Origin of the sequence: Micromonospora sp. L5 (assembly GCF_000177655.2) — a bacterium.
Taxonomy (GTDB): domain Bacteria; phylum Actinomycetota; class Actinomycetes; order Mycobacteriales; family Micromonosporaceae; genus Micromonospora; species Micromonospora aurantiaca.
Map to the genome: position 1 here is coordinate 937,333 of NC_014815.1, position 20,595 is coordinate 957,927.

The window sequence follows — 20,595 nt, forward strand, 5'->3', positions numbered from 1 at the left end:
GCGCGACGCCGTCAGGCCGCGGTCAGGCGGGCGGCGCGTTCCTTGGCGGCCTGCTGCAACGGGCCCTCCCGGTAGCGCCGGGGCACCGCGGCCAGCGCCAGCCGCAGCGCCCGCGCGCTCAGGTCCGCCGACAGGGCGGTGGTGGGCAGGCCCAGCCCGCCGTAGAGCCGCAACGCCCACGGCGGCAGCATCCCCAGCGCGGTGGCGGCGATCCCGAAGTACGCCCAGCGCGGCGGACCCAGGTTCAGGCCGACCCGCGCCGGCAGGCTGAGCTTCCACGGGATCGGCGGCGCGGTCAGGAACACCGCGGTCTCGGCCGCCTCCCGGGTCATCCGCAACCGGGGGCGTACGTCCCGGTAGTAGTCGGCCACCTCGGCGGCGGTACCCGGCACGTCGTCCGGGTCCAGCCCGACCAGGGCCGCCGACCGGCGCTGCTCGGTGTAGTAGCCGTCCACCTCGTCGTCGGTGAGCGCCAGCCCGGACCGCCGGGCGGTGCTCACGAACGACTCGACCTCGGTGACGTGCACCCAGCGCAGCAGCTCCGGATCGTCGACGCGGAACTCCTCACCGGTGAACGGGTCGGTGGCGCGCATCCGGGCGTGCCGCGTACGCAGCCGTCGCCCGGCCGCCTCCGCCTCGGCGGTGGTGCCGTAGATCGTCGTTCCCACGTACGTCGCCGTGCGGACGAGCCGCCCCCAGGCGTCGGTGCGGTAGTTGCTGTTCTGGGCGACGCCGGCCATCGCGCGGGGGTGCAGCGCCTGGAGGTAGAGCGAGCGCAGGCCGGCGACGATCAGGATCGGTTCCTCGTGCACCTTCCACGTGACCGATCCCGGACCGAAGAGGCCGAGGTCTTCGGTGTCCACCGATCAAGAGTGCCACGCGCCGTCGTCGGCCGTCCTCGGTGCGGCGGCCAGTCGACGTGCGGCGGTCGTCGGTGCGGCGGTCAGTCGTCGGCGGAGCGGCGGGACTGGCAGGTAGGGCAGAGGCCCCAGAAGGTCACTTCCGCCTCGTCCAGCTCGAAGCCGTGCGCCACGTTCGGGTCCAGGCAGGGGGCGCTGCCGACCGCGCAGTCCACGTCGGCGATCTCCCCGCAGCCCCGGCACACCACGTGGTGGTGGTTGTCGCCGACCCGGGCCTCGTACCGCGCGGGACTGCCGGCCGGCTCGATCCGGCGGGACAGCCCGGCCCGGGACAGGGCGCCGAGGACGTCGTAGACGGCCTGGGTGGAGACCGAGTCGATCCGCCGGCGGACCCGCCGGGTGATCTCGTCGACCTCCAGGTGACCGCCGGCGGAGAGCACGTCCAGCACGGCGAGACGCGGCCGGGTGACCCGTAGGCCCCTCGACCGGAGCAGCTCCTCACCTGTGGACATGGATCCATGACAGCACGGCTCAGGCGGGCCGACAAGCGAGCGTTGTTCACCCGTGGCCGGGGCCACAGGTGAACCGGCACCGCCGCGCCCGCGTGTATCGAAGAAGACGGCGTCACGCCGTACGCTGAGCGCGCCAAACCACCCACTCGCCGGAGGTGTCGGTGTTCAGGGAAATCAACGGTCTGCCCGTCCACGTGCTCGTCATCCACGCGGCGGTGGTGCTGGTGCCGCTGCTGGCACTGCTCGCCGTCGCGTACGGGGTGCTGCCCCGCTGGCGGCCCCGCCTCGGCTGGGCGGTCGCGGCGCTCGCCGTGGCCACCCCGATCGTCGCCTGGGTGGCGACCGAGTCCGGCGAGGAGCTGGAGGAGGCCCTGCGCGCGAAGGGCTATCCGCCGGACCGGCTCCAGCAGATCCACGAGCACGCCGAGTACGGCGACACGCTGTTCTGGTTCGCGCTCGGGCTCGGCGTCGTGGCGCTGCTGCTCGTGCTGTCGACGAGCCGCCTCGTCGCGGGCCGGAACCTGCCCCGCTGGCTCCCGATCGTGCTCACCGTCGTGGTGGCGGTGCTCGCGGTCTTCGCGATCGTGTACGTCTACCTGACCGGGGACAGCGGCGCCAAGATGGTCTGGGACGGCGTCGTCTGACCGGTACGGCTCAGAACAGCACCCGCGAGCAGAGCAGGCAGGTGAGCAGCACCAGCACCACTGCGACGGCTGCCCCGATGCCGTAGGTGAGCCGCTGCGCGCGCTGCTCCGCCTGGTCCATCGCGGCCATGTCCTGCGGCGGGAGCCGTCGGGGCGGTGACGGCTGCACGTGTACCGGTGGCCGCCAGCCGGGCGGCGGAGGCGTGCTCGGCGGCGGTCCCGCGTACCCCGAGGGCGGTGGGCCACCACCGGGCGACCCCGGCCACGCGCCGCCGGCCACCGTCCAGCCGCCCGCCGTCTCCGGCCGGGCCCACGGGCTGTCGGTGGCCGCCTCGCGTGACCACGGGCTGGCGGTCCCGGCCGGTTCGGCGGTGCGGTCCGGTTCATGGTCTCCGCCGGCGTCACCGGCGTCACCGGGCCGGGCTCCAGTACCGGCCGGGTGGGCGTCCGCGCTGTCCGCGCCGTCCCGGGGGACCGCCCCGGGGGCGTTCTCCCCGGCGGGTGCCGGTTGGTCCGGGCGTCGCCAGGTCTCGTCGTCGGGGCTGCCACCGCTCGGCGTCGTCACGCCGTCCGACGCTACCAACGCCCCGGGCCGGTCGGCCGCCCGACGCGTCGATCACCGCCACCCCGGCCCGTCGCGCCCGGTGTGTGGCGTTCCGACGGCTCCCGGCCCGGTACGGCCGGGCTCGGGACGATCCGGCCGGTCCCGGGGATCGAGCCGGCGCCCCGTTCGGCGGTATCGTTGCTGCTCGTGACCGACCCCGCCATCCGGACACCGCGCGACGACGACGACCGCGTGGTCGACCTCAGCGACGACTTCGTGGTGCTGCCCGAGCAGACCAGCGACGACACCGACCGCGGCTGGGGCGAGCGCCCCGGCGGCAACGACGACTGGCTGCTCGCCGAACGCCCCCCGCACTGGGGCTGATCGCGTCAGCCGCGTACCACCACGGCGAAGCGGCTGCCCTCCGGCAACCCGACCGCCCGCCTGGCCTGCTCCGGCGGCAGCGCCAGGTAGAGCGCAGAGGAGCCGTCGACCGCCCCGGTGGCGCCGACCACGTCGAGCACCAGCGCGCGCGGAGCTAGCAGCGTCGGGTCGGGCGAACCGCCGGCCGGCACGACGAGCAGGTCGACGCGGGCGCCCGGGCGCAGCACCGCGAGCGCGGCCGGCTCGGCCAGCCGGATCGGCACGCCGACCGCACCGGCCGGCAGGGCGGGGGTGCCGCCGGACGGCGACGCCGTCGCCGAGGCGGCCGGCAGGACGCGGGGTGGTGGGCAGGACGGCGGCGTCCGGAGCACCGCAGCGGCCAGGCCGAGCAGCACCGCGACGAGCGTCACCCGCAGCAGCGTCCGGCGCCGGGGCAGCCCGCGCCAGCGGACCGGACGCAACGTCGCCTCGCCATCCGTCACCGCTGCCTCCCGCCGCCGGTCAACCGTCCGACCCGCAGGCTAGGCCCGGCCTCCCGGCGCGCGCCGCCCCATCGCCCGCCCCTGTGGATAACCCGCCGCCCTGTGGAAAACCGTTCCCCCGGGGGAGGCCCGCCGTCACCAGCGGACGTCCGGTACGGCTGGGACCGCCAGCTCGGGGAGGTTGCTGCTTCCGGGCTGGCGGATGCAGCAGCCTCGCCGAGGTGGCGAGCTTCCGCCGCCGGCCGAGCAGCAACCTCGCCGAGGTGGCGAGCATCCGCCACCGGTCGAGCAGCAACTTCCCCGAGGTGGCGAGCTTCCGCCGCCGGCCGAGCAGCAATCTCGCCGAGCCGGCGAGCATCCGCCACCGGTCGAGCAGCAACCTCGCCGAGCCGGCGAGTATCCGCCGCGAACGGAACGTGGCCGCCCCCGAGCGGGAACGGCCACGTGTCGCGTGCGAGCAGCGGGTCAGGACGAGCTGGACGCCGCCGGTGCCTTGCTCGCCGTCGACCCGGATCCGGACGAAGAAGACGAACCGGATGAGGAAGACGACCCGGACGAGGAGGACGACGAGGACGAGGAGTCCGACGACGACGAGGACGACTCGGACTTGGCCGGCTTGCTCGTCGTCGAGGCGCCGTTGTCGGAGCCGGACGGACGGGAGTCCGTACGGTAGAAGCCGGAGCCCTTGAACACGATGCCTACCGAGTTGAAGAGCTTTCGCAGCCGCCCCTCACACGCCGGGCACTCGGTCAGCGGCTCGTCCGAGAAGGACTGCACCGCCTCGAGCTGGTGGCCGCACGCGGTGCAGGCGTACTGGTACGTGGGCACGTTCTCCTCCGGATCTTCGGCACGGCCTTCTGGCACTCGTGGACTTCGAGTGCCAATGGTGCGTCATGACCCCCGGGTTCGTCCAGCGGAAGCGCCCGGGCCCACACCCGGGACCGCCACCAGCCCGTCCGCCGGAGTGATCACACAGTGCACCGGGCGGTCGTGCGGCAGGGCGGGCACCGCCGCGACCAGCTCGCCGTCGTGCAGCAGCGCCACTGTCGGCACTGTGGCGGGCACCCGGGCCAGCGCGCGGTCGTACGAGCCGCCGCCCCGGCCCAGCCGGATGCCGCGGCGGTCCACCGCGACCGCCGGCACCACGACCAGGGCGGCTCCGGCCACCGCGGCACGCCCCCGGGGCGGTGCGGTCGGCTCGCGCAGGCCCCGGCCGGCGGCGCGCAACGACTCCGGGCCGGTGTACGGGGCCCAGTCCAGGTCCAGGTCCTCGCGCAGCACCGGCAGCAGCAACTCGGCGTCGGGCGGCAGCGCGGCGCGCAGCACGTCCGGCAGGTCGTCCCCGCCGGGCTCCGAGGCGACCGGCACGTACGCGCTCATCCTGGCCGGCCGCAGCCGGCGTACCAACGTCACCAGCTCGGCCTGGACGGCGGCCGCCGCCACCGCGCGGTCGGCCGCGGACAGCGACCGGCGCGCGGCGAGTAGCGCGATGCGCATCTCCCGCTTCGCATCGTGCGCTTCATCCGAAAATTCCGGCACGCAACACTCCTGACGCAACGCTTGCCTAATGGTCGCTCTGTGTCAGCATCGCACCAAGGGAGCGGAACTTCCGGGGGGAAGATTGACGCTACGCGGGCGGTTGACGGCGGCTTTCCTCGCGGTGGTCCTCGGCCCCGTCCTGCTCGGCGCGTTCTTCGTCGGGGCGACGCTCAGCGCCGTCGACCACAGCCGCGCCACCGAGCGGCTGGGCCTGGCCGCGGCCGGTGTCCGTACCTCGATCGACGCGCTCTGCCAGCAACTCCGCGCGGCGGCCGACGCGGTCGCGCTGGTCGGCGACCCGGTCGTCCGGTCGCGCGCGGCCGACCAGGTGGTCGCCCGGGGCCTGGCCGCCGCCGTGCTGATCGCGGACGCCGCCGGCCGCACCACCTACACCACGCCCGGCGGCCCGGCCGGGCGCTGGCAGGACTGCGCCGGCGCGCCCGCCACCGGAGTCGCCGCGCTGGCCGCCCAGGTCCGGCTCCGCGACCCGGCCGGCACCGACCTGGGCGCGGTCGCCGCCGCCCAGCCCGTCGACCGGGCCTTCGTGGCGCGGCTCGCCGCCGTGACCGGCGTCGGGATCACCCTCCTCGACGACCCCGGCGGCATCACCCACACGACCGAGGACCAGGGGGTACGCGCAGCGGTGCTGGCCGCCGCCGGCAAGGCGGACGGGAACCGGGTGACCGGGACCGGCGACGGCCGGTACGTGCGCCGGGTCGGCCCCTCTCCCGGTCAGCCGCTGCCGCTGGTGCTGTCGGTGCCGGGGGAACGTGCGCCCGGCCTGTACGGGGCGCTGATCGCCGCGGTCGCGCTCGCCGCCCTGCTCGCAGTGCTCGCGGCCTGGCGACTGGCCCGGGTGACCACCCGGCCGCTCGGTGAGCTGGCCGGCGCGGTGGACCGGGTGGCGCGCGGCGACCTGAGCGCCCGGGTGCCGGTGCGCAGCCGCGACGAGATCGGACGGCTGGCCAGCGCGTTCAACCGGATGACCCGGGAGACCGGCACCTACGTGACGGCGCTGACCAGCAGCCGCGACCAGCTCCGCAACCACCTCGCAGTGCTCGGCGACACGCTCGCCAGCACGCACGACCTGCAACGCATCCTGCGGGTGATCCTGGACAGCGCGATCGCCGCCACCGGCGCCCGGGCCGGCGCGGTGCTGCTGGTCGACGGCGACGGCGTACTCGTCGGCCGGTGCGTGGAAGGTCTGACCGGACGCCGGCCGACTGGCGACCCGGCCGACCCGGCGACGCTGCGGGTGCCGGTCGGCGCCGGGGTGCTCGGCGCGGTGGCCGCCACCGGCGAACCGCTGCGCGGACGGTGGGCGCCGCCGGACACGCCGACCGGGGAGCCGTCCTGCGAGACGTACGTGGCGGTGCCGTTCGCCACCCCCGGCGGCGCCGAACCGCGCGGCCCGGACCGGCCCGGCCATCCGCCCGCCGACGGCGACCCGCCCGGCTCGGCCTGCGCGGCGCTCGGCGTGCTCGTGCTCTACGACCGGCTCGGCGGGCACGAGTTCCATGACGACGACGTGGTGACGCTGCGGACGTTCGCCGGGCACGCCGCGGTCGCCGTGGAGAACGTCCGGGTGCACGAGGAGGCGCAACGGCTCTCCCTCACCGACCCGCTGACCGGGCTGTGGAACTACCGCTACCTGCGCGAGTCGATCCGCCGCGAGGTGGAGCGGGCGAACCGGTTCGGCCGGATGCTCAGCGTCCTCGCGCTCGACCTGGACCGCTTCAAGAACGTCAACGACACCTGGGGGCACGCCGCCGGGGACGCCGTGCTGGTCGAGTTCGCCCGCCGGGTACGCGGCGTGATCCGCGAGGTGGACCTGGCGTTCCGGCAGGGCGGCGAGGAGTTCGTGGTGCTGCTGCCGGAGACCGACGCCCGGGGCGCCACGATCGTCGCCGAGCGGCTCGGCGCGGTGGTACGCGACCAGCCGGTGGCGGTCGAGGGGAGCGGCGACGAGCCGGTGCGGGTGCCGGTGACCGTCTCCATCGGCATCGCCGTCTACCCGGACCACGCGGCCGGCGGCCAGCAGGTGCTCGACGCCGCCGACGACGCGTTGTACGCGGCGAAGGCCGCCGGACGCGACGGCTACCGGCTCGCCCCGGCACCCGATCCGGTCCCCACCCAGGAGATCCCGGTGGTGGCCGCCGGTGTCAGCCCGCCGGACGGGCTGCCCCGGGCCGGCGCGGCGGACCCGGCGGGCACCGTCCAGGGCGGCGCGTCTTCCGGTCCTCACCCGCCGCGGCAGAGCCGTGGCCGATAGTCTCGCGACATGTCGGAGCACTCAGCGAACCCCTCAGCGGCCCCCGGTCGCTCCCGCGCGGTCAAGGCCGTGATCCCGGCCGCCGGCCTGGCCACCCGGTTCCTGCCGGCCACCAAGGCGGTTCCCAAGGAACTGCTGCCGGTCGTCGACCGGCCGGTGCTGCAGTACATCGTCGAGGAGGCCGCCCAGGCCGGCATCGACGACATCCTGCTGATCACCGGTCGCGGCAAGACCTCGATGGTGGACCACTTCGACCGCCGGCCGGACCTGGAGGAACGGCTCGCCAAGAAGCCCGAGCTGCTGGCCGAGGTCAAGCGCACCGAGGAACTCGCAGCGATCTACACAGTCCGCCAGCCGGAACAGCTCGGCCTCGGTCACGCCGTCGGGTATGCCGAGTCGCACGTCGGCGACGCGCCCTTCGCGGTGCTGCTCGGCGACGAGTTCGTCAAGCCCTCCGAGCCGCTGCTGCCGGCCATGCTGGAACTCCAGGCCCGCACCGGCGGCGTGGTGCTCGCGTTCTTCGAGGTCGACCCGGCCGAGACTAGCCGCTACGGCATCGCGTCGGTCGAGCCGGCCGAGTCGGAATACTCCGACATCGCCGAGGTCGTCAAGGTCACCGGCATGGTGGAGAAGCCCAGCCCGGAGGACGCCCCCAGCAACCTCGCCGTCCTCGGCCGGTACGTGCTCCCCGGGAAGATCTTCGACGCGATCCGGCGTACCCGACCGGGCAGCGGCGGCGAGATCCAGCTGACCGACGCGATGGAGCTGCTGCGTACCGAGGGGGTGCCGGTGCACGCCATCGTCTACCGGGGCACCCGCTACGACACCGGCATGCCGCTCGGCTACCTCCAGACCGTGGTGCAGATCGCCGCCGAGCGGGAGGACCTGGGGGCCGAGTTCCGCAAGTGGCTGACCGAGTTCGTCAACAACGGCGACGAGACGGTCACCGCCGCGGTCCTCAACGGCATCCGCGACGCGTCCGGCGGTGCCGATACATGACAGCGACGGCCGACGCCGAGGCGGCCGCGAACGAGTTGACGCCGCTCGCCGACTACCTGGGCAGTGTGCTGCGCAGGTTACGCGCGCTGCCTCCACTCGACCTCGACCTGACCCAGGCGTACGGCAACGTGCTCGCCGAGGACGTGGTCGCCCCGCACTCGTACCCCGCCTTCGACCAGGCGGCGGTGGACGGGTACGCCGCGCGCTGGGAGGACATCTCCGGTGGGAGTCGGGGGCCGGGCTACGTCCCGGCCCCCTCCGGTATGCCCGGCGGCCGCAGCATCCGCCTCAACGTGGTGGGTGACCTGGGCGCGGCGAGCTGGCGACCGGTGCGGCTCACCCCCGGCGCCTGCTTCTCGGTCGCGGCGGGCGCGCCGCTGCCGATCGGCGCGGACGTGGTCGTCCCGGTGGAGTGGACCGACCAGGGCATGGCCGCCGTCGAGATCTTCCGCGCCCCCAAACGGGGGTACGGCCTGCGCCGCGCCGGGGATGAACTGGTCGCCGGCACGCTGCTCGCCCGCGCCGGGGCGTACGTCTCACCGGCCCTGGTCGCGGTGTTCGCCGCCACCGGCATCGGGCACGTGGTGGTGCGGCCCAGCCCGCGCGTGGTCATCGTGGCCACCGGCGACGAGCTGGTGGACGTGGGCCGGGGCAGCCAGCCCGGCCAGGTGGTGGACACCAACTCGCACGCGCTGACCGCGGCGGCGGCGGAGGCGGGCGCGCTCGCGTACCGGGTGGGGATCTGCGACGACGACCCGGAGGCGCTGCGCGGCCTGCTGGAGGACCAGACGCTGCGCGCCGACCTGATCATCACCACCGGCGGCACCGGCACCGGTCCCGGCGACATGGTCCGCCGCATCCTGTCCCGCCGCGACGGCGGGCGCGCCGGGCCGGTCGCCTTCACAGAGGTGGCCCTCTATCCCGGAACGGCTCTCGGGTTCGGTACGGTCGGCGCCGAGGAGGTGCCGGTGGTGTGTCTTCCCGGTGAGCCCGGCGCGGCGCTGATCGGCTTCGAGGTGCTGGCCCGCCCGGCCATCCAGCTGCTGGCCGGGGCCGAGCCGGTGTTCCGGCCGAGCGTCCGCGCGCACCTGCTGGAGACGGTCTCGTCCCCGGTGGGGCTGCGCGAGTTCCGGCCCGCGCACGTGGCCGAGCGGCGCGGCGGCGGGTACACCGTGCAGCCGCTCGCCGGTGGCCCGTACACGCTCTCCGGCCTGGCCGAGGCCAACGGCCTGCTGGTGCTCGGCGAGCGGGTCACCACTGCGGCTGCCGGGTCTACGGTGGACGTGCTCCTGCTGGACCGGCGCCGGTGAGCGCGAGGAGTGAGCTTGCGAGCCCCGCAGTCGCGAGCGAAAGGCCGGCTCGGTGAGCGCGAGGAGTGAGCTTGCGAGCCCCGCAGTCGCGAGCGGAAGGCAAGCTCGGTGAGGTTCCGGCGAGCGCCGGGGTGGCCGGCGGTGCTGGTGGACGGTCCGGTGGTACTGCGGCCGTACCGGCGTTCGGACGCCGCCGCCTGGTCGGAGATCCGGCGCGCGAACCGCGAGTGGCTGGCGCCGTGGGAGTCCCATGTGCCCGGCGGCTGGTACGAGACGAACTCGCCCGCCGCGTTCCGCCTGGTGCACGCCGACCAGCGCAAGTCCGCGCGTACCGGTGAGGGCATGCCGTTCGCCGTCTGCCTCCGCGAGAACGGGCAGGAGCGGCTGGTCGGCCACGTGAACGTGGGCAGCATCGTGCGGCGGGCGTTCTGCTCCGGGTACGTGGGCTACTGGGTGGACTCCAGGGTGGCCGGTCGCGGCGTGATCCCGACCGCTGTGGCGCTCGCCGTGGACCACGCGTTCGGACCGGGCGGTCTGCACCGGATCGAGGTGAACATCCGGCCGGAGAACATGCCCTCCCGGCGGGTGGTGGAGAAACTCGGCTTCCGCGAGGAGGCCTATCACGTGCGCTACATGCACATCGACGGCGCGTGGCGGGACCACATCGGATACGCGATGACGGGCGAGGAAGTAGTAGCCGAGGGCGGCTTGCTGGCGCGGTGGCACCGCGTACGTGACAACCGCCGCTGAGGCGAACGCCCGGCGCGGCGCACTGTGAACCGGGTCGGCGGCCCGTAACCTCAAGTAACTGCAAGCTGTGGCAAGCGCTGCCCGCCCGCACGAAGTGCGCCGTAAACGACGGTAGACGGAAGAAGTTGCGGCGGCGGCGCTCGCCGGAGAACTTTGGTGACGGGAGGGGTGAGGGTGCCCACGTCGGTGCTCCTCGCCGTCCTCGCCGCCGCCGGTCTGCTCGCCCTCGCTCCGGCGCTGGTCCGCCGGTACGACGCCACCGAGCGGCTGGTGGCGGAGCGGGCGCAGTCGACGGCGCGGGTGCTCCAGCGCCGGCGTCGACGGCGCACCGTGCCCGGGCGGCGACCGCTGCACCCGCCGCGCTCCCTCGTCGTGACCCTCAGTGAAGACTCCGACACGGGCAGTCTTGCCCGTCCGGTCTCCGCACCGCCACTGCGCCGACGCTCCGGGCGACTCCGGCCCGTCTCCGCGGTGCCGGCCCAGTCCCGCCGACGGCACCCGCCCCGGCGACGGCACACCCCGGCGATCTACCGTCGGCGCCGGGTGCTGGCCGCGCTGCTGCTGCTCAACCTGGTCGAATTGGGCGGCGTGGTGCTCGTCGGACCCGGGTTCTGGATCAGTGTCTCGGTCACCGGCGCGCTGCTCGTCGCGTACGTCGTACACCTGCGGCAGCGCGCCCTGGCCGAGCGCCGGCGGCGGCGCGCGGACGCCCGGGAGACGGCCTGGCTGGCCGCCCGCCAGGCCGAGGTGCGCCGCGAGCAGGCCCGGCGCGCGGCGGCCCGACGGGAGGCGCAGCGCCGGCTGGCCGCCCAGCGCGAGGCGGTCCGGCGTACGGCGATGGGGCTGGACCGTCCCGCGGACCTGCCACCGGCGGCGAGCGGCGGCTCGGTGTCCTACCGGCGGGCGGGCGGCCTGCGCGGACGCCCCTACCAGTCCGGCCGAGGCGCCTGACCTCGTGCCGGCGCCTTGCTGGTGGCGATCTTGGAAGGTTCGGGCCCCTCCGGGGGCCTTTTCCTTCCAAGATCTACGGGGCGGCGGGGCGGTTCGCGTCGTGGGGGCGCGACCTGTTAGCCTTGTCGTCGGCCCGCCCGGTGAAAGCCGGGTGGGACCGACGCTGGTTCGCCGGCGGAGGGGCTGTGGCGCAGACCGGTAGCGCACCTCGTTCGCATCGAGGGGGTCAGGGGTTCAAATCCCCTCAGCTCCACCCAGTTCAAAGGCCGTCTCCCGTGGTGGGGGACGGCCTTTTCTGATCTTCTGCAGCAAGTGGCTTGGGCGCATCGTGAGGTGGGCGCTCACCCCGCGGTGGTGCGACACGCCATGGCCGAGACGGTCTTTCGCCACCCTCACGACCGAACTGGTCCACACCCGCGCCTGGCCGTGACGGCACGAACTGGAAACGGTCGTCTTCTCTTCCATCGAAGGCTTCTGCGGCCCACGGCGCCGGCACGGCCGTCTGGGTAACGTCAGCCCCGACGCCTACGAGAAGACCCGTCACGAGTCCCTGACACACTCATGAAGCTGTTGAGATAGACGTCTGAGTGGTCAACGCCGACACGACAGGAACAGCCGCTGCGACAGTAGTCGGGCGGGTCAAGTGCGACCGCGAGGGTGAAGGACCCGAAACCTGCTGTGTCCCGCCACCGACCAGCAGGCGAACAGCGCGCCGGATGTCGGGTGCCCGGCGCCGTCTCGAGCCGTCTTCCAGGTCGGTTGGGCCACCTGCTCGGCGGCGTCGCCGCTCGCCCTTTGCGGTGTTTATGAGGGCGTTTGTTGCCGAGCATTAGCGTCCGAGACGGCGACAACCGGAAGTCTTCGCTATTCAAGAAAATGTTATGACTTGTTGCCGATGCTTGGGTTATCCAGTTTGTCGGCAATGGCCCCCCGGGATTCGATCGGCACTCCTGACTTCCTTATTGTTAATCGCGTTTAGAGTTCCGGCCGACCGGGGGATCCGGGCGTCGTCGGCCAGCGCCCCACAATGAGCCGACACACCAGTCGGGCCGCCCCGAACGGGCGCGATTTTGCCACCCGCTCGACCTGTTTTGGCTGCCAGGAGCACCCGTACCGTTGCGGCACCAGCGTTCCGTGTGATTGGCCAGATGAATTGCGGCAATTGCAGGCGCGCTGATTGTATCGAAAATCGTCTTTGATGGGAACGACAGTGAAAAAAATGCGAAAGTCTGTGGTGGTCTTGGCGGTTCTGGCCATGGCTGCGGCGGGATGCGAGCAGGCCAGTGAGTCAAGCCCGTCTGCGTCCGAGTCGGCCACGCCGACGAGCGTGGCATCCGCCTCTGCATCCGCCGCCGCGTCCGCGCCCGCGGTGGCGGTCGACACGTCCATCAACGAGAAGCCTGTGGACGGTTCAGACGCCGCTGCCGTGAAGACGGTGGATGTCGCGGCGCAGCCGGCGGCCCAGGCCCCAGCCTCGGCGGGGGGATACTACAAGCTCAATACCGTGTTCCGCGGTGAGAACGAGTGCCTGGAAGGCAACCGCGTCGACGGCAACTCAACCCTCGCCGGCGCCGCGTTCCAGAACACCTGCAAGGACGTTGACGGGCAGGCCTGGAGTCTCACCAAGCGCCCCGACGGCTACTACACGCTGCGGACGAAGTTCCTCGGCGAGCAGAAGTGCCTCGAAGGCAACCAGATCGCCGGGAAGGTCCTCGGCGGCGCCGCGTTCCTGGACACGTGCCGCGAGGTCACCGGACAGCAGTGGAAGCTGGTCAAGGCCGGAGACAACCTCTTCCGGCTGCAGACGAAGTTCCGGGAGAAGGAAGGCGAATGCCTGGAAGGTAACCGATTCGCGCCGACGTCCGTCCTGAAGGGTGCGGCGTTCACCGACAAGTGCCAGAACGTGACCGGGCAGCTCTGGTACCTCACCGCGATCCCTGCCTGACGACACCGCATTGACCGGAGGAGCCCGGACTGTTGTCCGGGCTCCTCCGCGCGGATGACGGTTTGCTCGCACGCGCCGGCGTCAGGCGAACAGGCCGTCGAGCGCCTTCTGTTCGAGATCGCGCCAGCGCTCGGCGTCCTTCAGCGCCTTGGCGATCTCCTTCTCGTCGAGGTGGTGGGCGCCCTCCTCGCGGATGCACGCGACGCTGAACGGCCCGCCGACCGACGGCGAGGTCCGCTCCAGCGCCTCCAGCACCCGTACCACGCCGACCACGCCGTACTCGACGGTGCGCGTGGTCATCCGGAAGTGGGACAGCAGCGCGCCGGCCTGCTGGGCCATGGGCGCGCCGGAGCCGATGGCGTGGAAGCCCACGTCCTCGTAGCGGCCGATGAGTCCGTTGGGGTTGATCTCCACGATCCACGGGCCGCCCTGGCTGAAGCCGGCCGCGAGCAGGTACGCCGACACCCCGCCGCCGGCGCCCTCGCCTGGTACGTCCGGGATGTAGTTCTCGTAGTGCTTCTTGAAGACGGGCAGGACGCGCTCCTGCAACTCGTCGCCGATGTCGGGTGCTTCGAGGATGGCGGTGGCCGAGTCCTGGAGGAGGGGGCGCAGGTCGTTGAGTACCCCCCGCGCACCGCTGCCGCCCCAGGCGGCGCAGTCGCCCAGCGGGTGCAGCTTCTGGGCGGGGAAGCTCAGACCGCGGTCGCTCTCGGTGATCTGGGAGTCGGCGCCGATCACCACCCCGTCTTTGCAGACAACGGCGAGTACGACGGTCATAGCGTCCTCCTGAGCAGGGGTAAGGGGTAGGGCGCGACGTACCCGCCATCCCGCCTGCCTACACCCCGACGAGTGTTGGCCCACTCGTGGCCGGACTACGGGAAGGCTGCCGCCCGTCGGCGGCGACGCGGTCGAGCGGCCGGCCGGATGCGTTACGGCGACGGCTCGTGGAAGTAGACGGTGGCCGACCACCAGTCACCGTCGGCAGTGATCTCGCTTTGAATGACGACGTCCTGAACCTCGATACCAGGCCGTTGCTCGATGCTGTCGGCGATGCGGCGTAGCAAGGCCGGGACGCTGTCCTGACCCGGTCCCGCCGGGTTGGCCTGCGAGAAGTGCTTGATTGTCCACGACGGCGGTTCGGACGGCATGACGGCAGTCTGCCAGTGCCTCTCTCCGAGCCTTTCGAGGCTCGTGAATGATCGTGCCGGCGGTTGCCAAGGCGCGTGCTATCCGGCCTCGGTGAACAGTCCGGCGTAGCGGTCCAGGTACAGCGGCCAGCCCTGATCGTGGCCGACGCCGTCACGAACCGACTCCCAACCCGGACCGTGCCGGTCCAGGTTGCGGTGCTCCAACTCGACCCGGGTGCGCTGCGGTGTCTCGGCGACGAACCGGACCTCGACCTCGCTGGCGTTCTCCAGATCCTGTTCGAGCTGCCATGCCGGGCTGATGTCCCAGCTGAAGACGAGCCGGTCCGGCGGCTCGAAGACGAGGATTCGCGCCCAGGCGCACTCACTGCCGTCCTCGGCGCGGTCGAAGATGTGCCCACCGATCTTCGGCTCGAACACCGTCTCGGTGATCGGCGACGACAGCAGGTTGTGCTCCTTCGGCTTGAAGTCGCCGAACCGCTCCGTGAACACCGCGAAGGCACGCTCGACCGGCGCGTCGACCACGATCTGCCGCCGCACCACCGCATCCGCTCCACTCATGATTCCTCCTCGTCAGGACGCTCGGCGACGTCCTTGAAGCCGTCCAACGCGCGGCTCCAGTAGGTGTCGAGCTGATCTCGTAAGGCGGCCACGCCGGCGGGATTGAGCCGGTAGACACGCTTTGTGCCCGCCGTGCGGTCCGTCACCAGGCCGGCGTCCTTCAGCACCCGCAGATGCTGCGACACCGCCGGCCGGCTGACCGGCAGCACCGCGGCCAGCTCGCCGACCGCCCGCGGCTGCTCCGCGAGACACGCGATGATCGCCCGCCGAGTCGGGTCGCCCAGGGCGTCCCACCCGTCCTCGGTTCGGTAAGTTCCCACGAACGGTAAGCTACGGCTTACCATTGGCGTTCGTCAAGCGATGAAAAGCAGGTCACTGTTGCCACAGGAACGCCGCCGTCGAGCACGGCCGGCAGCGGAATCCGTACCCGCAGCCACCGCCACCGAAGTTGAAGCCGGTGCGGTGATCGTGGCCTTCCTCGAGCTGGACGACGAACGACATGGGCAGAGCGCAGGCGGGACAGGTGGGCGTCTGGTCGAACTGGAGCCACGCCGGCAGTCGGCCGAGTTGCCCGAGGACGTCTCGCAGCGGTCGGCCGGACTCACCGCGCCAGCGTTCGCGCGCCTCGTCGTAGCCGTCGGAGTCGTGCATCGGCACGTACGTGACGGCGGACGTCTCGGCCGCCAGGACGGTGTCGCCCGGGGGCACGGCAGACGGAGCCAGCGCCCCGGAAGGGAAGACGAACGCGCGGTTGCCGCCGGCTGTCGCATCCCACTCGTCGCACAGGCCCGGATCGTTCTGGCACATGAAGATCGACAAGAGCGCGGCGTCGTCCGCGTCGATGTCGTCGAGTCGGACCTGGGCCAGGAACTGCATCGGTCCGTCGCACTCGTCGCACACCGGCCAGTCGAAGCCCGCAGGCACGAGCGGAACACCGCCGGTACGCGTGCCGGGAGCGTCTGGTGCCGTGTCACCGTTGTAGATCATCAGAATCGTCACGCGGCGCAGCGTAGGGGAGTTGACGATCTCTCGCAGCGCTCGGATGTGCCCGGGTCCGTCCGGCACCCGGCCCGCAGCCGGGCGGCCGATCGGAGTCACGTCCGTTGGTAGCCTGACGCGTCCGTACGACAGATGGAGTCTGCCCGGTGCTCAGGACGGTGCTGCGGAGGTTGGGCGCGGCGGGCGCGGTCTGCGTGGTGGCTGCGTGCGGACCCTCTACTGCTGATCCAGCGGATGGTTCGGCGGGCGAAGCTGTCCCCTCCACGGCCCAGGCGACCGGCACGCCCACCACCCGGAAGCCGTCCGCGATTCCGGCGACCGGCGGCGCCGGCTACTCCGCGGCACTGTCGGCGCGGCTGGTGACCACGGACGCGCTACCACCAGGTTTCACACTGGACATCGCGACGGTCATGGCTCCGGATGCGGGCCGGCAGCGCCCCGGCCCCGAGGTGCCCTGTGCGGACATGATTCCGCTGTTGTCGGCCAACCGGCTGACCGGTGCTCCGTCGGCGATGGCCGCCGCCACCGTCAGCTCTGGCGAGGGCCCCGATTACCCGTGGGTGGCGAGCGAAGTGCTCAGGACGTACGCCGACGACGGCGCCCGAGAGGCGATGGCGGACCTGCGGACGTTCATCGGCCGATGCCCTGCCGTCGCGTCACCGGGCCAGGACGGAGACAGCTACCGTTTCGCGGTGGTACCGGGGCCGCGACTGGGCGACGAGAGCATGCGCGTCGACGCCAGCACGACTTCCGGATCGATCACCCTGGAATGGGACAGCATCCTCGTCCGGATCGGCGCCACCCTGGTGGTCGTTCATGAGCAGGGCAACGAGCCCGGCGGCGACGATCACCTCCCCCGGCTCGCCGAAGCCGCGCTCCGCAGCTACCAGACGACCGGACCCTGAACGCCCTCGGGCGGTCGGCGGCAGCTCACCTCGTCGCGCCACCGAACCACCTGGTCAGCGCATCCTCCAGCGTCTGCTGATCGTCACCCACCCAGACCACGTGCCCGTCCGGCCGCAGCAACACCGCCGTCACGTCCAGCTCGTCGCCGGTGCCGGCGACGTGCCCGACCCGGTCGGCCCAGCCGTCCACCGACAGCTTCCCGGTCCCGTCCAGCAACAACCCGCCGCCGGTACGCATCAGCTCGTACAGGCGTCCCTCCCGCAGCGGTACGTCGCGCAGCCGCCGCCCGAGCAGCGCATGCCCCTCGCCGACGTCGTACCGGACGCTGATCGCTGTGACCTTCTCGATCAGGAAGCGGTTGACCTCGTCGAAGTCCATGAGCTGCGCCAGCATCTGACGCACGGCCTGCGGTCCGGGCTCGTTCGTGGTCAGCAGCATCTGCGCGCGGGTGTTCGTCAGCACGTCGGCGGCGACCGGGCGCCGCTCGGTCTCGTAGGTGTCCAGCAGGTCGTCCGGCGCCCAGCCGTTCACCGTCGCCGCCAGCTTCCAGCCCAGGTTGAACGCGTCCTGGATGCCCAGGTTGAGCCCCTGCCCGCCCAGCGGCGGGTGGACGTGCGCGGCGTCGCCGGCCAGGAACACCCGCCCGGCCCGGTAGCGCTCGGCCAGGCGGGTCGCGTCGCCGAACCTCGACAGCCAGCGGGGGGAGTGCACGCCGAAGTCGGTGCCCGCGTACGCGTGAAGTTGCCGCTTGAAGTCGTCGAGCGTCGGCGGCGCCGAGGCCACGTCGGCCGCCGGTACGACCACCCGGAACACGCCGGGCCTGCCGGACGGTCCGAGCCCGAACCGCTTCTCGGTGCGGCGTACCTCGGTCATGATCGCGGTGATTTCGTCCGCGGACGCGGTCACCTCCATCTCGCCGAGCAGCGTGTCGATCGTCGACGGCTCGCCGGGAAAGCCGACGCCGAGCAGCTTGCGGACGGTGCTGCGCCCGCCGTCGCAGCCGACGGCGAACCGCGCCCGCAGCGGTGACGCGCTCTCGTCGTCGAGGTGGACTGTCACGCCGTCGTCGTCCTGCTCCAGCCCGGTCACCGCACTGCCGCGCCGGATCTCGGCGCCGACCTCGGCGGCGTGGTCGGCGAGCAGCCGGTCGGTGAGCGTCTGCGGGATGCCGAGGACGTACGGGTGTGCGGTGTCCAGGTCGGCGGGCGCGGGTTTGTCGATGCCGGCGAAGAAGCCCCGGATCGGGTGCGTGCCGCCGTGTTCGAGGAACCGCTCCAGCAGCCCGCGCTGGTCCATCACCTCGATGCTGCGGACGTGCAGGCCGAGCGAGCGCACGTACGGCGGCGGCTCGGCGTCGCGTTCCAGGACGAGCACGCCGACGCCCTGAAGGCGCAACTCGCTCGCCAGCATCATGCCGGTCGGCCCACCGCCGACCACGATCACGTCGAACACATCTTCCCCCGTGCCGAGTGTCAGGCGACCGTCCCCTTCGGCGGCACGAAGCCGCCGGAGAGGGCGCGGATGCGTGCCACGAGCGCAGCGACGATCGGCTGGTGGTCGAATCGACCATAGCCGCCGTGCCGGAACGCGCGGGCCTCGAAGAACTCGCTGCCGCCGGCGCCGTCGTCGGGCATTCGTACCTGCTCAGCCATGGTCTGCTCCCGGTGGTCGGGTGGCCGACGCTACAACCGCCGGGCAACCCGGTCAGCCGCGGCGGAACGTCCGGCGGTAGGTGTCCGGGGGTACGCCGACGGTGCGCTGGAAGTGGCGGCGCAGCGTCGTCGCCGTACCCATGCCTGATGCCTCGGCGACGGCGTCGATGCCGTCGTCGGTGTTCTCCAGCAGCTCCTGCGCCCGCCGGATGCGCTGCGTGGCCAGCCACTGCGACGGCGTGGCGCCGGTCGCGGCGGTGAAGTGCCGGACCAGGTTGCGGGTGCTCATGGTGGCCTGGCGGGCGAGGTCGGCGACCGTCAGCGGGCGGTCCAGCCGTGCCATCGCCCAGGGGAGCAGCGCGGCGAGCGGGTGGTCCTCGCGGGCCGGGACCGGTGTGGTGACGTACTGGGCCTGGCCGCCCGCGCGGTGCGGCGGCACCACCAGGCGGCGGGCGACGGCGTTGGCGACTGTGGAGCCGTGGTCGCGGCGGATCAGGTGCAGGCACAGGTCGAGCGCGGCGGCCTTGCCGGCGGAGGCGAGCACGTCACCGTTGTCCACGTAGAGCACGTCCGGGTCGACCTGGACGCGTGGGTAGCGGGCGGCGAGCGCGTCGGTGTGCGCCCAGTGGGTGGTGGCGCGCAGCCCGTCGAGGATGCCGGCGGCGGCGAGGACGAACGCGCCGGTGCAGAACGAGACCATCCGGGCGCCCGCCTCGTGCGCGGCGCGGACCGCGTCGACCAGGTCGGACGGCGGCTCGGCGTCGGTGTCCTCGATCGCCGGGACGATCACCGTGTGGGCGCGGGCGAGGTGGTCCAGCCCGTGGTCGGGTGTGACCGCGAACCGGCCGACGCCGACCGGGCCGGGACCGCAGACCACCAGGTCGTACCAGGGATCGGCCAGGCCGGTCGGGTCGCGCACGAAGATCTCGCACGCCGCCGCCAGCTCGAAGTGCAGCATCCCGTCGGTGGCGGCGAGCGCGATCAGGGTCATGTCCGAAACTGTACGGGCATTGGCGTTTGCGCCACTGTCCCGGCTCTCGGATTCCGGCGAGGATCATTCCAGTCGATCTTCGAGGGGGAACGTCATGCAGGTGGCGGTGTTCGGGGCGTACGGGCACACCGGACGGTTCGTGGTGGCGGAGCTGCGCGAGCGGGGCTACGAGCCGCTGCCGGTGGGACGCGACGCCGGGAAGCTCGCGGCCGCTTTCCCGGGGGTGGCGCAGCGGGTGGCGTCGGTCGACGACCCGGGCTCGCTGGACCGGGCGCTGGCCGGGGCGGCGGCGGTGGTCAACTGCGCCGGGCCGTTCGCCTCGACCGCCGGCCCGTTGATCGAGGCCGCGTTGCGGGCCGGAATCCCCTACGTCGACGTGGCGGCCGAGATCGAGGCGAACCGGGACACGTTCGCGCACTACGCCGAGCGTGCCGAGGCCGCCGGAGTCGCGGTGGTGCCCGCCATGGCGTTCTTCGGCGGGCTCGGCGACCTGCTGGTCACCGTCGCGATGGGGGACTGGGCGGCGGCCGACGAGGCGCACGTCGCGTACGGGCTGAGCAGCTGGCACCCGACGGCCGGGACGGTCGCCTCCGGCGTCGTCTCGCGCGAGCGCCGCGACGGCCGGCGGGTCCGCTTCACCGACGGGCGCCTGGTGTACGCCGACGGCGACCTGCCCCGGCGGGACTGGGAGTTCCCGGCGCCGCTCGGTGTCCGGCCGGTGCTCGGCGAGTTCACCATGGCCGACGTGGTGACGGTGCCGAGCCACCTGGACATTCCGGAGGTGTGCACGTACATGACCGCGAACGCGGCAGGGGATCTGGCCGCCGGGGAGGCGCCGGCCGCTGTGGACGAGCGTGGCCGGTCCGCGCAGACGTTCACCGTCGACGTGGTGGTGCGTTCGGGCGACGTCCGCCGGCGGGTGGTGGCCCACGGGCAGGACATCTACGCGATCAGCGCGCCGCTGGCGGTCGAGGCGGTCCACCGGATCCTGACCGGGCAGACGCGGGCGACCGGTGTCGCGTCGGCCGGCCGGATCTTCGACGCGCCGGACTTCCTGGGCGCGCTGTCGGCGCACCTCACCGTCGAGACGCCGCCGGCCGCCTGATGCCCCGTCGGCCTCTCGCATCCACGGCTACCGATTGACAATGT

General features: G+C 72.8%; 24 protein-coding genes, 1 tRNA gene and 1 pseudogene. 12 read left to right on the top strand and 14 right to left on the bottom strand.

What is annotated here, in order from left to right:
* Positions 1 to 11: 11 nt before the first annotated feature.
* Both ML5_RS04750 and ML5_RS04755 read right to left on the bottom strand, forming a co-directional pair.
* A complete protein-coding gene (locus tag ML5_RS04750; protein ID WP_013473911.1) occupies positions 12 to 863 on the bottom strand; it encodes an oxygenase MpaB family protein in 852 nt (283 codons plus the stop codon).
* 80 nt (positions 864 to 943) lie between these two features.
* Positions 944 to 1,372: a Fur family transcriptional regulator gene (locus ML5_RS04755; RefSeq protein ID WP_013473912.1), complete on the bottom strand. Its 429-nt coding sequence runs from the start codon at positions 1,370 to 1,372 to the stop codon at positions 944 to 946.
* A 161-nt stretch (positions 1,373 to 1,533) separates the two neighbouring features.
* Between ML5_RS04755 and ML5_RS04760 the strand changes: the two genes are divergently transcribed.
* Positions 1,534 to 2,016 carry a DUF2231 domain-containing protein gene (locus ML5_RS04760; RefSeq protein ID WP_013473913.1) on the top strand — a complete coding sequence of 161 codons (483 nt, stop codon included), beginning with the start codon at positions 1,534 to 1,536 and terminating at the stop codon, positions 2,014 to 2,016.
* 10 nt (positions 2,017 to 2,026) lie between these two features.
* Here the strand turns inward: ML5_RS04760 and ML5_RS31160 are convergent, their stop codons facing one another.
* A complete protein-coding gene (locus tag ML5_RS31160) occupies positions 2,027 to 2,581 on the bottom strand; it encodes a hypothetical protein (RefSeq protein WP_041784109.1) in 555 nt (184 codons plus the stop codon).
* A gap of 186 nt (positions 2,582 to 2,767) precedes the next feature.
* Here ML5_RS31160 and ML5_RS32530 point away from each other — a divergent pair, with 186 nt between their 5' ends.
* Positions 2,768 to 2,944: a hypothetical protein gene (locus ML5_RS32530; RefSeq protein ID WP_174361685.1), complete on the top strand. Its 177-nt coding sequence runs from the start codon at positions 2,768 to 2,770 to the stop codon at positions 2,942 to 2,944.
* A 5-nt stretch (positions 2,945 to 2,949) separates the two neighbouring features.
* Here ML5_RS32530 and ML5_RS04775 read toward each other — a convergent pair whose 3' ends face one another.
* Positions 2,950 to 3,426 (bottom strand): hypothetical protein, encoded by a 477-nt coding sequence (locus tag ML5_RS04775; RefSeq protein WP_013473914.1) that lies wholly within the window; start codon positions 3,424 to 3,426, stop codon positions 2,950 to 2,952.
* 451 nt (positions 3,427 to 3,877) lie between these two features.
* On the opposite strand from ML5_RS04775, the gene ML5_RS32700 reads away from it, so the two are divergent.
* A complete protein-coding gene (locus ML5_RS32700; RefSeq protein ID WP_041784115.1) occupies positions 3,878 to 4,099 on the top strand; it encodes a hypothetical protein in 222 nt (73 codons plus the stop codon).
* 62 nt (positions 4,100 to 4,161) lie between these two features.
* On the opposite strand, the pseudogene ML5_RS33070 reads toward ML5_RS32700, so the two are convergent.
* Both ML5_RS33070 and ML5_RS04785 read right to left on the bottom strand, forming a co-directional pair.
* Positions 4,162 to 4,290, bottom strand: a pseudogene (locus ML5_RS33070) (FmdB family zinc ribbon protein); the annotation flags it as partial.
* A gap of 27 nt (positions 4,291 to 4,317) precedes the next feature.
* Positions 4,318 to 4,965, bottom strand: a complete 648-nt coding sequence (locus ML5_RS04785) for a 5-formyltetrahydrofolate cyclo-ligase (RefSeq protein WP_013473916.1) — start codon at positions 4,963 to 4,965, stop codon at positions 4,318 to 4,320.
* Positions 4,966 to 5,047: 82 nt separating this feature from the next.
* Between ML5_RS04785 and ML5_RS04790 the strand changes: the two genes are divergently transcribed.
* From ML5_RS04790 to ML5_RS04820, 7 genes are all read left to right on the top strand, one after another.
* Positions 5,048 to 7,237 (top strand): diguanylate cyclase, encoded by a 2,190-nt coding sequence (locus tag ML5_RS04790; protein ID WP_047890752.1) that lies wholly within the window; start codon positions 5,048 to 5,050, stop codon positions 7,235 to 7,237.
* Positions 7,238 to 7,246: 9 nt separating this feature from the next.
* Entirely contained in the window at positions 7,247 to 8,236 is a 990-nt protein-coding gene (locus tag ML5_RS04795) for a UTP--glucose-1-phosphate uridylyltransferase (protein ID WP_013283914.1), read from the top strand.
* Positions 8,233 to 9,546, top strand: coding sequence for a gephyrin-like molybdotransferase Glp (gene glp, locus ML5_RS04800; RefSeq protein ID WP_013473918.1), 1,314 nt, complete (start codon positions 8,233 to 8,235; stop codon positions 9,544 to 9,546). The genes ML5_RS04795 and glp overlap by 4 nt, the downstream gene beginning before the upstream one ends.
* 108 nt (positions 9,547 to 9,654) lie before the next feature.
* Positions 9,655 to 10,296 carry a GNAT family N-acetyltransferase gene (locus ML5_RS04805; RefSeq protein WP_013283916.1) on the top strand — a complete coding sequence of 214 codons (642 nt, stop codon included), beginning with the start codon at positions 9,655 to 9,657 and terminating at the stop codon, positions 10,294 to 10,296.
* A 168-nt stretch (positions 10,297 to 10,464) separates the two neighbouring features.
* Positions 10,465 to 11,247, top strand: coding sequence for a hypothetical protein (locus ML5_RS04810; RefSeq protein ID WP_187690761.1), 783 nt, complete (start codon positions 10,465 to 10,467; stop codon positions 11,245 to 11,247).
* A gap of 179 nt (positions 11,248 to 11,426) precedes the next feature.
* Positions 11,427 to 11,500 (top strand) — tRNA-Ala (locus ML5_RS04815).
* 945 nt (positions 11,501 to 12,445) lie between these two features.
* On the top strand, positions 12,446 to 13,192 hold the full coding sequence (locus ML5_RS04820) for an RICIN domain-containing protein (protein WP_013473921.1): 747 nt from the start codon (positions 12,446 to 12,448) through the stop codon (positions 13,190 to 13,192).
* An 81-nt stretch (positions 13,193 to 13,273) separates the two neighbouring features.
* Here the strand turns inward: ML5_RS04820 and ML5_RS04825 are convergent, their stop codons facing one another.
* The 5 genes from ML5_RS04825 to ML5_RS04845 form a co-directional block, all read right to left on the bottom strand.
* The gene (locus ML5_RS04825; protein ID WP_013473922.1) at positions 13,274 to 13,969 is read right to left on the bottom strand and encodes a 20S proteasome subunits A and B; all 696 of its coding nucleotides are present in this window, start codon (positions 13,967 to 13,969) and stop codon (positions 13,274 to 13,276) included.
* Between the two features lie 152 nt (positions 13,970 to 14,121).
* The gene (locus tag ML5_RS04830) at positions 14,122 to 14,340 is read right to left on the bottom strand and encodes a hypothetical protein (protein WP_013283921.1); all 219 of its coding nucleotides are present in this window, start codon (positions 14,338 to 14,340) and stop codon (positions 14,122 to 14,124) included.
* A 78-nt stretch (positions 14,341 to 14,418) separates the two neighbouring features.
* Positions 14,419 to 14,898 (bottom strand): SRPBCC family protein, encoded by a 480-nt coding sequence (locus ML5_RS04835; protein WP_013473923.1) that lies wholly within the window; start codon positions 14,896 to 14,898, stop codon positions 14,419 to 14,421.
* Positions 14,895 to 15,242: a helix-turn-helix transcriptional regulator gene (locus ML5_RS04840; RefSeq protein ID WP_013473924.1), complete on the bottom strand. Its 348-nt coding sequence runs from the start codon at positions 15,240 to 15,242 to the stop codon at positions 14,895 to 14,897. The genes ML5_RS04835 and ML5_RS04840 overlap by 4 nt, the downstream gene beginning before the upstream one ends.
* A gap of 28 nt (positions 15,243 to 15,270) precedes the next feature.
* On the bottom strand, positions 15,271 to 15,897 hold the full coding sequence (locus ML5_RS04845; protein ID WP_041784118.1) for a DUF1963 domain-containing protein: 627 nt from the start codon (positions 15,895 to 15,897) through the stop codon (positions 15,271 to 15,273).
* A gap of 146 nt (positions 15,898 to 16,043) precedes the next feature.
* Between ML5_RS04845 and ML5_RS04850 the strand changes: the two genes are divergently transcribed.
* Positions 16,044 to 16,802, top strand: a complete 759-nt coding sequence (locus ML5_RS04850) for a hypothetical protein (protein WP_013473926.1) — start codon at positions 16,044 to 16,046, stop codon at positions 16,800 to 16,802.
* Positions 16,803 to 16,827: 25 nt separating this feature from the next.
* Here ML5_RS04850 and rox read toward each other — a convergent pair whose 3' ends face one another.
* Genes rox through ML5_RS04865 form a run of 3 tightly spaced genes read right to left on the bottom strand, consistent with a single transcriptional unit; the run spans position 16,828 to position 19,446 of the window.
* Positions 16,828 to 18,255: a rifampin monooxygenase gene (gene rox, locus ML5_RS04855; RefSeq protein ID WP_013473927.1), complete on the bottom strand. Its 1,428-nt coding sequence runs from the start codon at positions 18,253 to 18,255 to the stop codon at positions 16,828 to 16,830.
* Between the two features lie 20 nt (positions 18,256 to 18,275).
* On the bottom strand, positions 18,276 to 18,455 hold the full coding sequence (locus ML5_RS04860) for a hypothetical protein (protein ID WP_013473928.1): 180 nt from the start codon (positions 18,453 to 18,455) through the stop codon (positions 18,276 to 18,278).
* Between the two features lie 52 nt (positions 18,456 to 18,507).
* Positions 18,508 to 19,446 carry a helix-turn-helix domain-containing protein gene (locus ML5_RS04865; RefSeq protein ID WP_013473929.1) on the bottom strand — a complete coding sequence of 313 codons (939 nt, stop codon included), beginning with the start codon at positions 19,444 to 19,446 and terminating at the stop codon, positions 18,508 to 18,510.
* Between the two features lie 94 nt (positions 19,447 to 19,540).
* Here ML5_RS04865 and ML5_RS04870 point away from each other — a divergent pair, with 94 nt between their 5' ends.
* On the top strand, positions 19,541 to 20,551 hold the full coding sequence (locus tag ML5_RS04870) for a trans-acting enoyl reductase family protein (RefSeq protein WP_013473930.1): 1,011 nt from the start codon (positions 19,541 to 19,543) through the stop codon (positions 20,549 to 20,551).
* Positions 20,552 to 20,595: the final 44 nt, after the last annotated feature.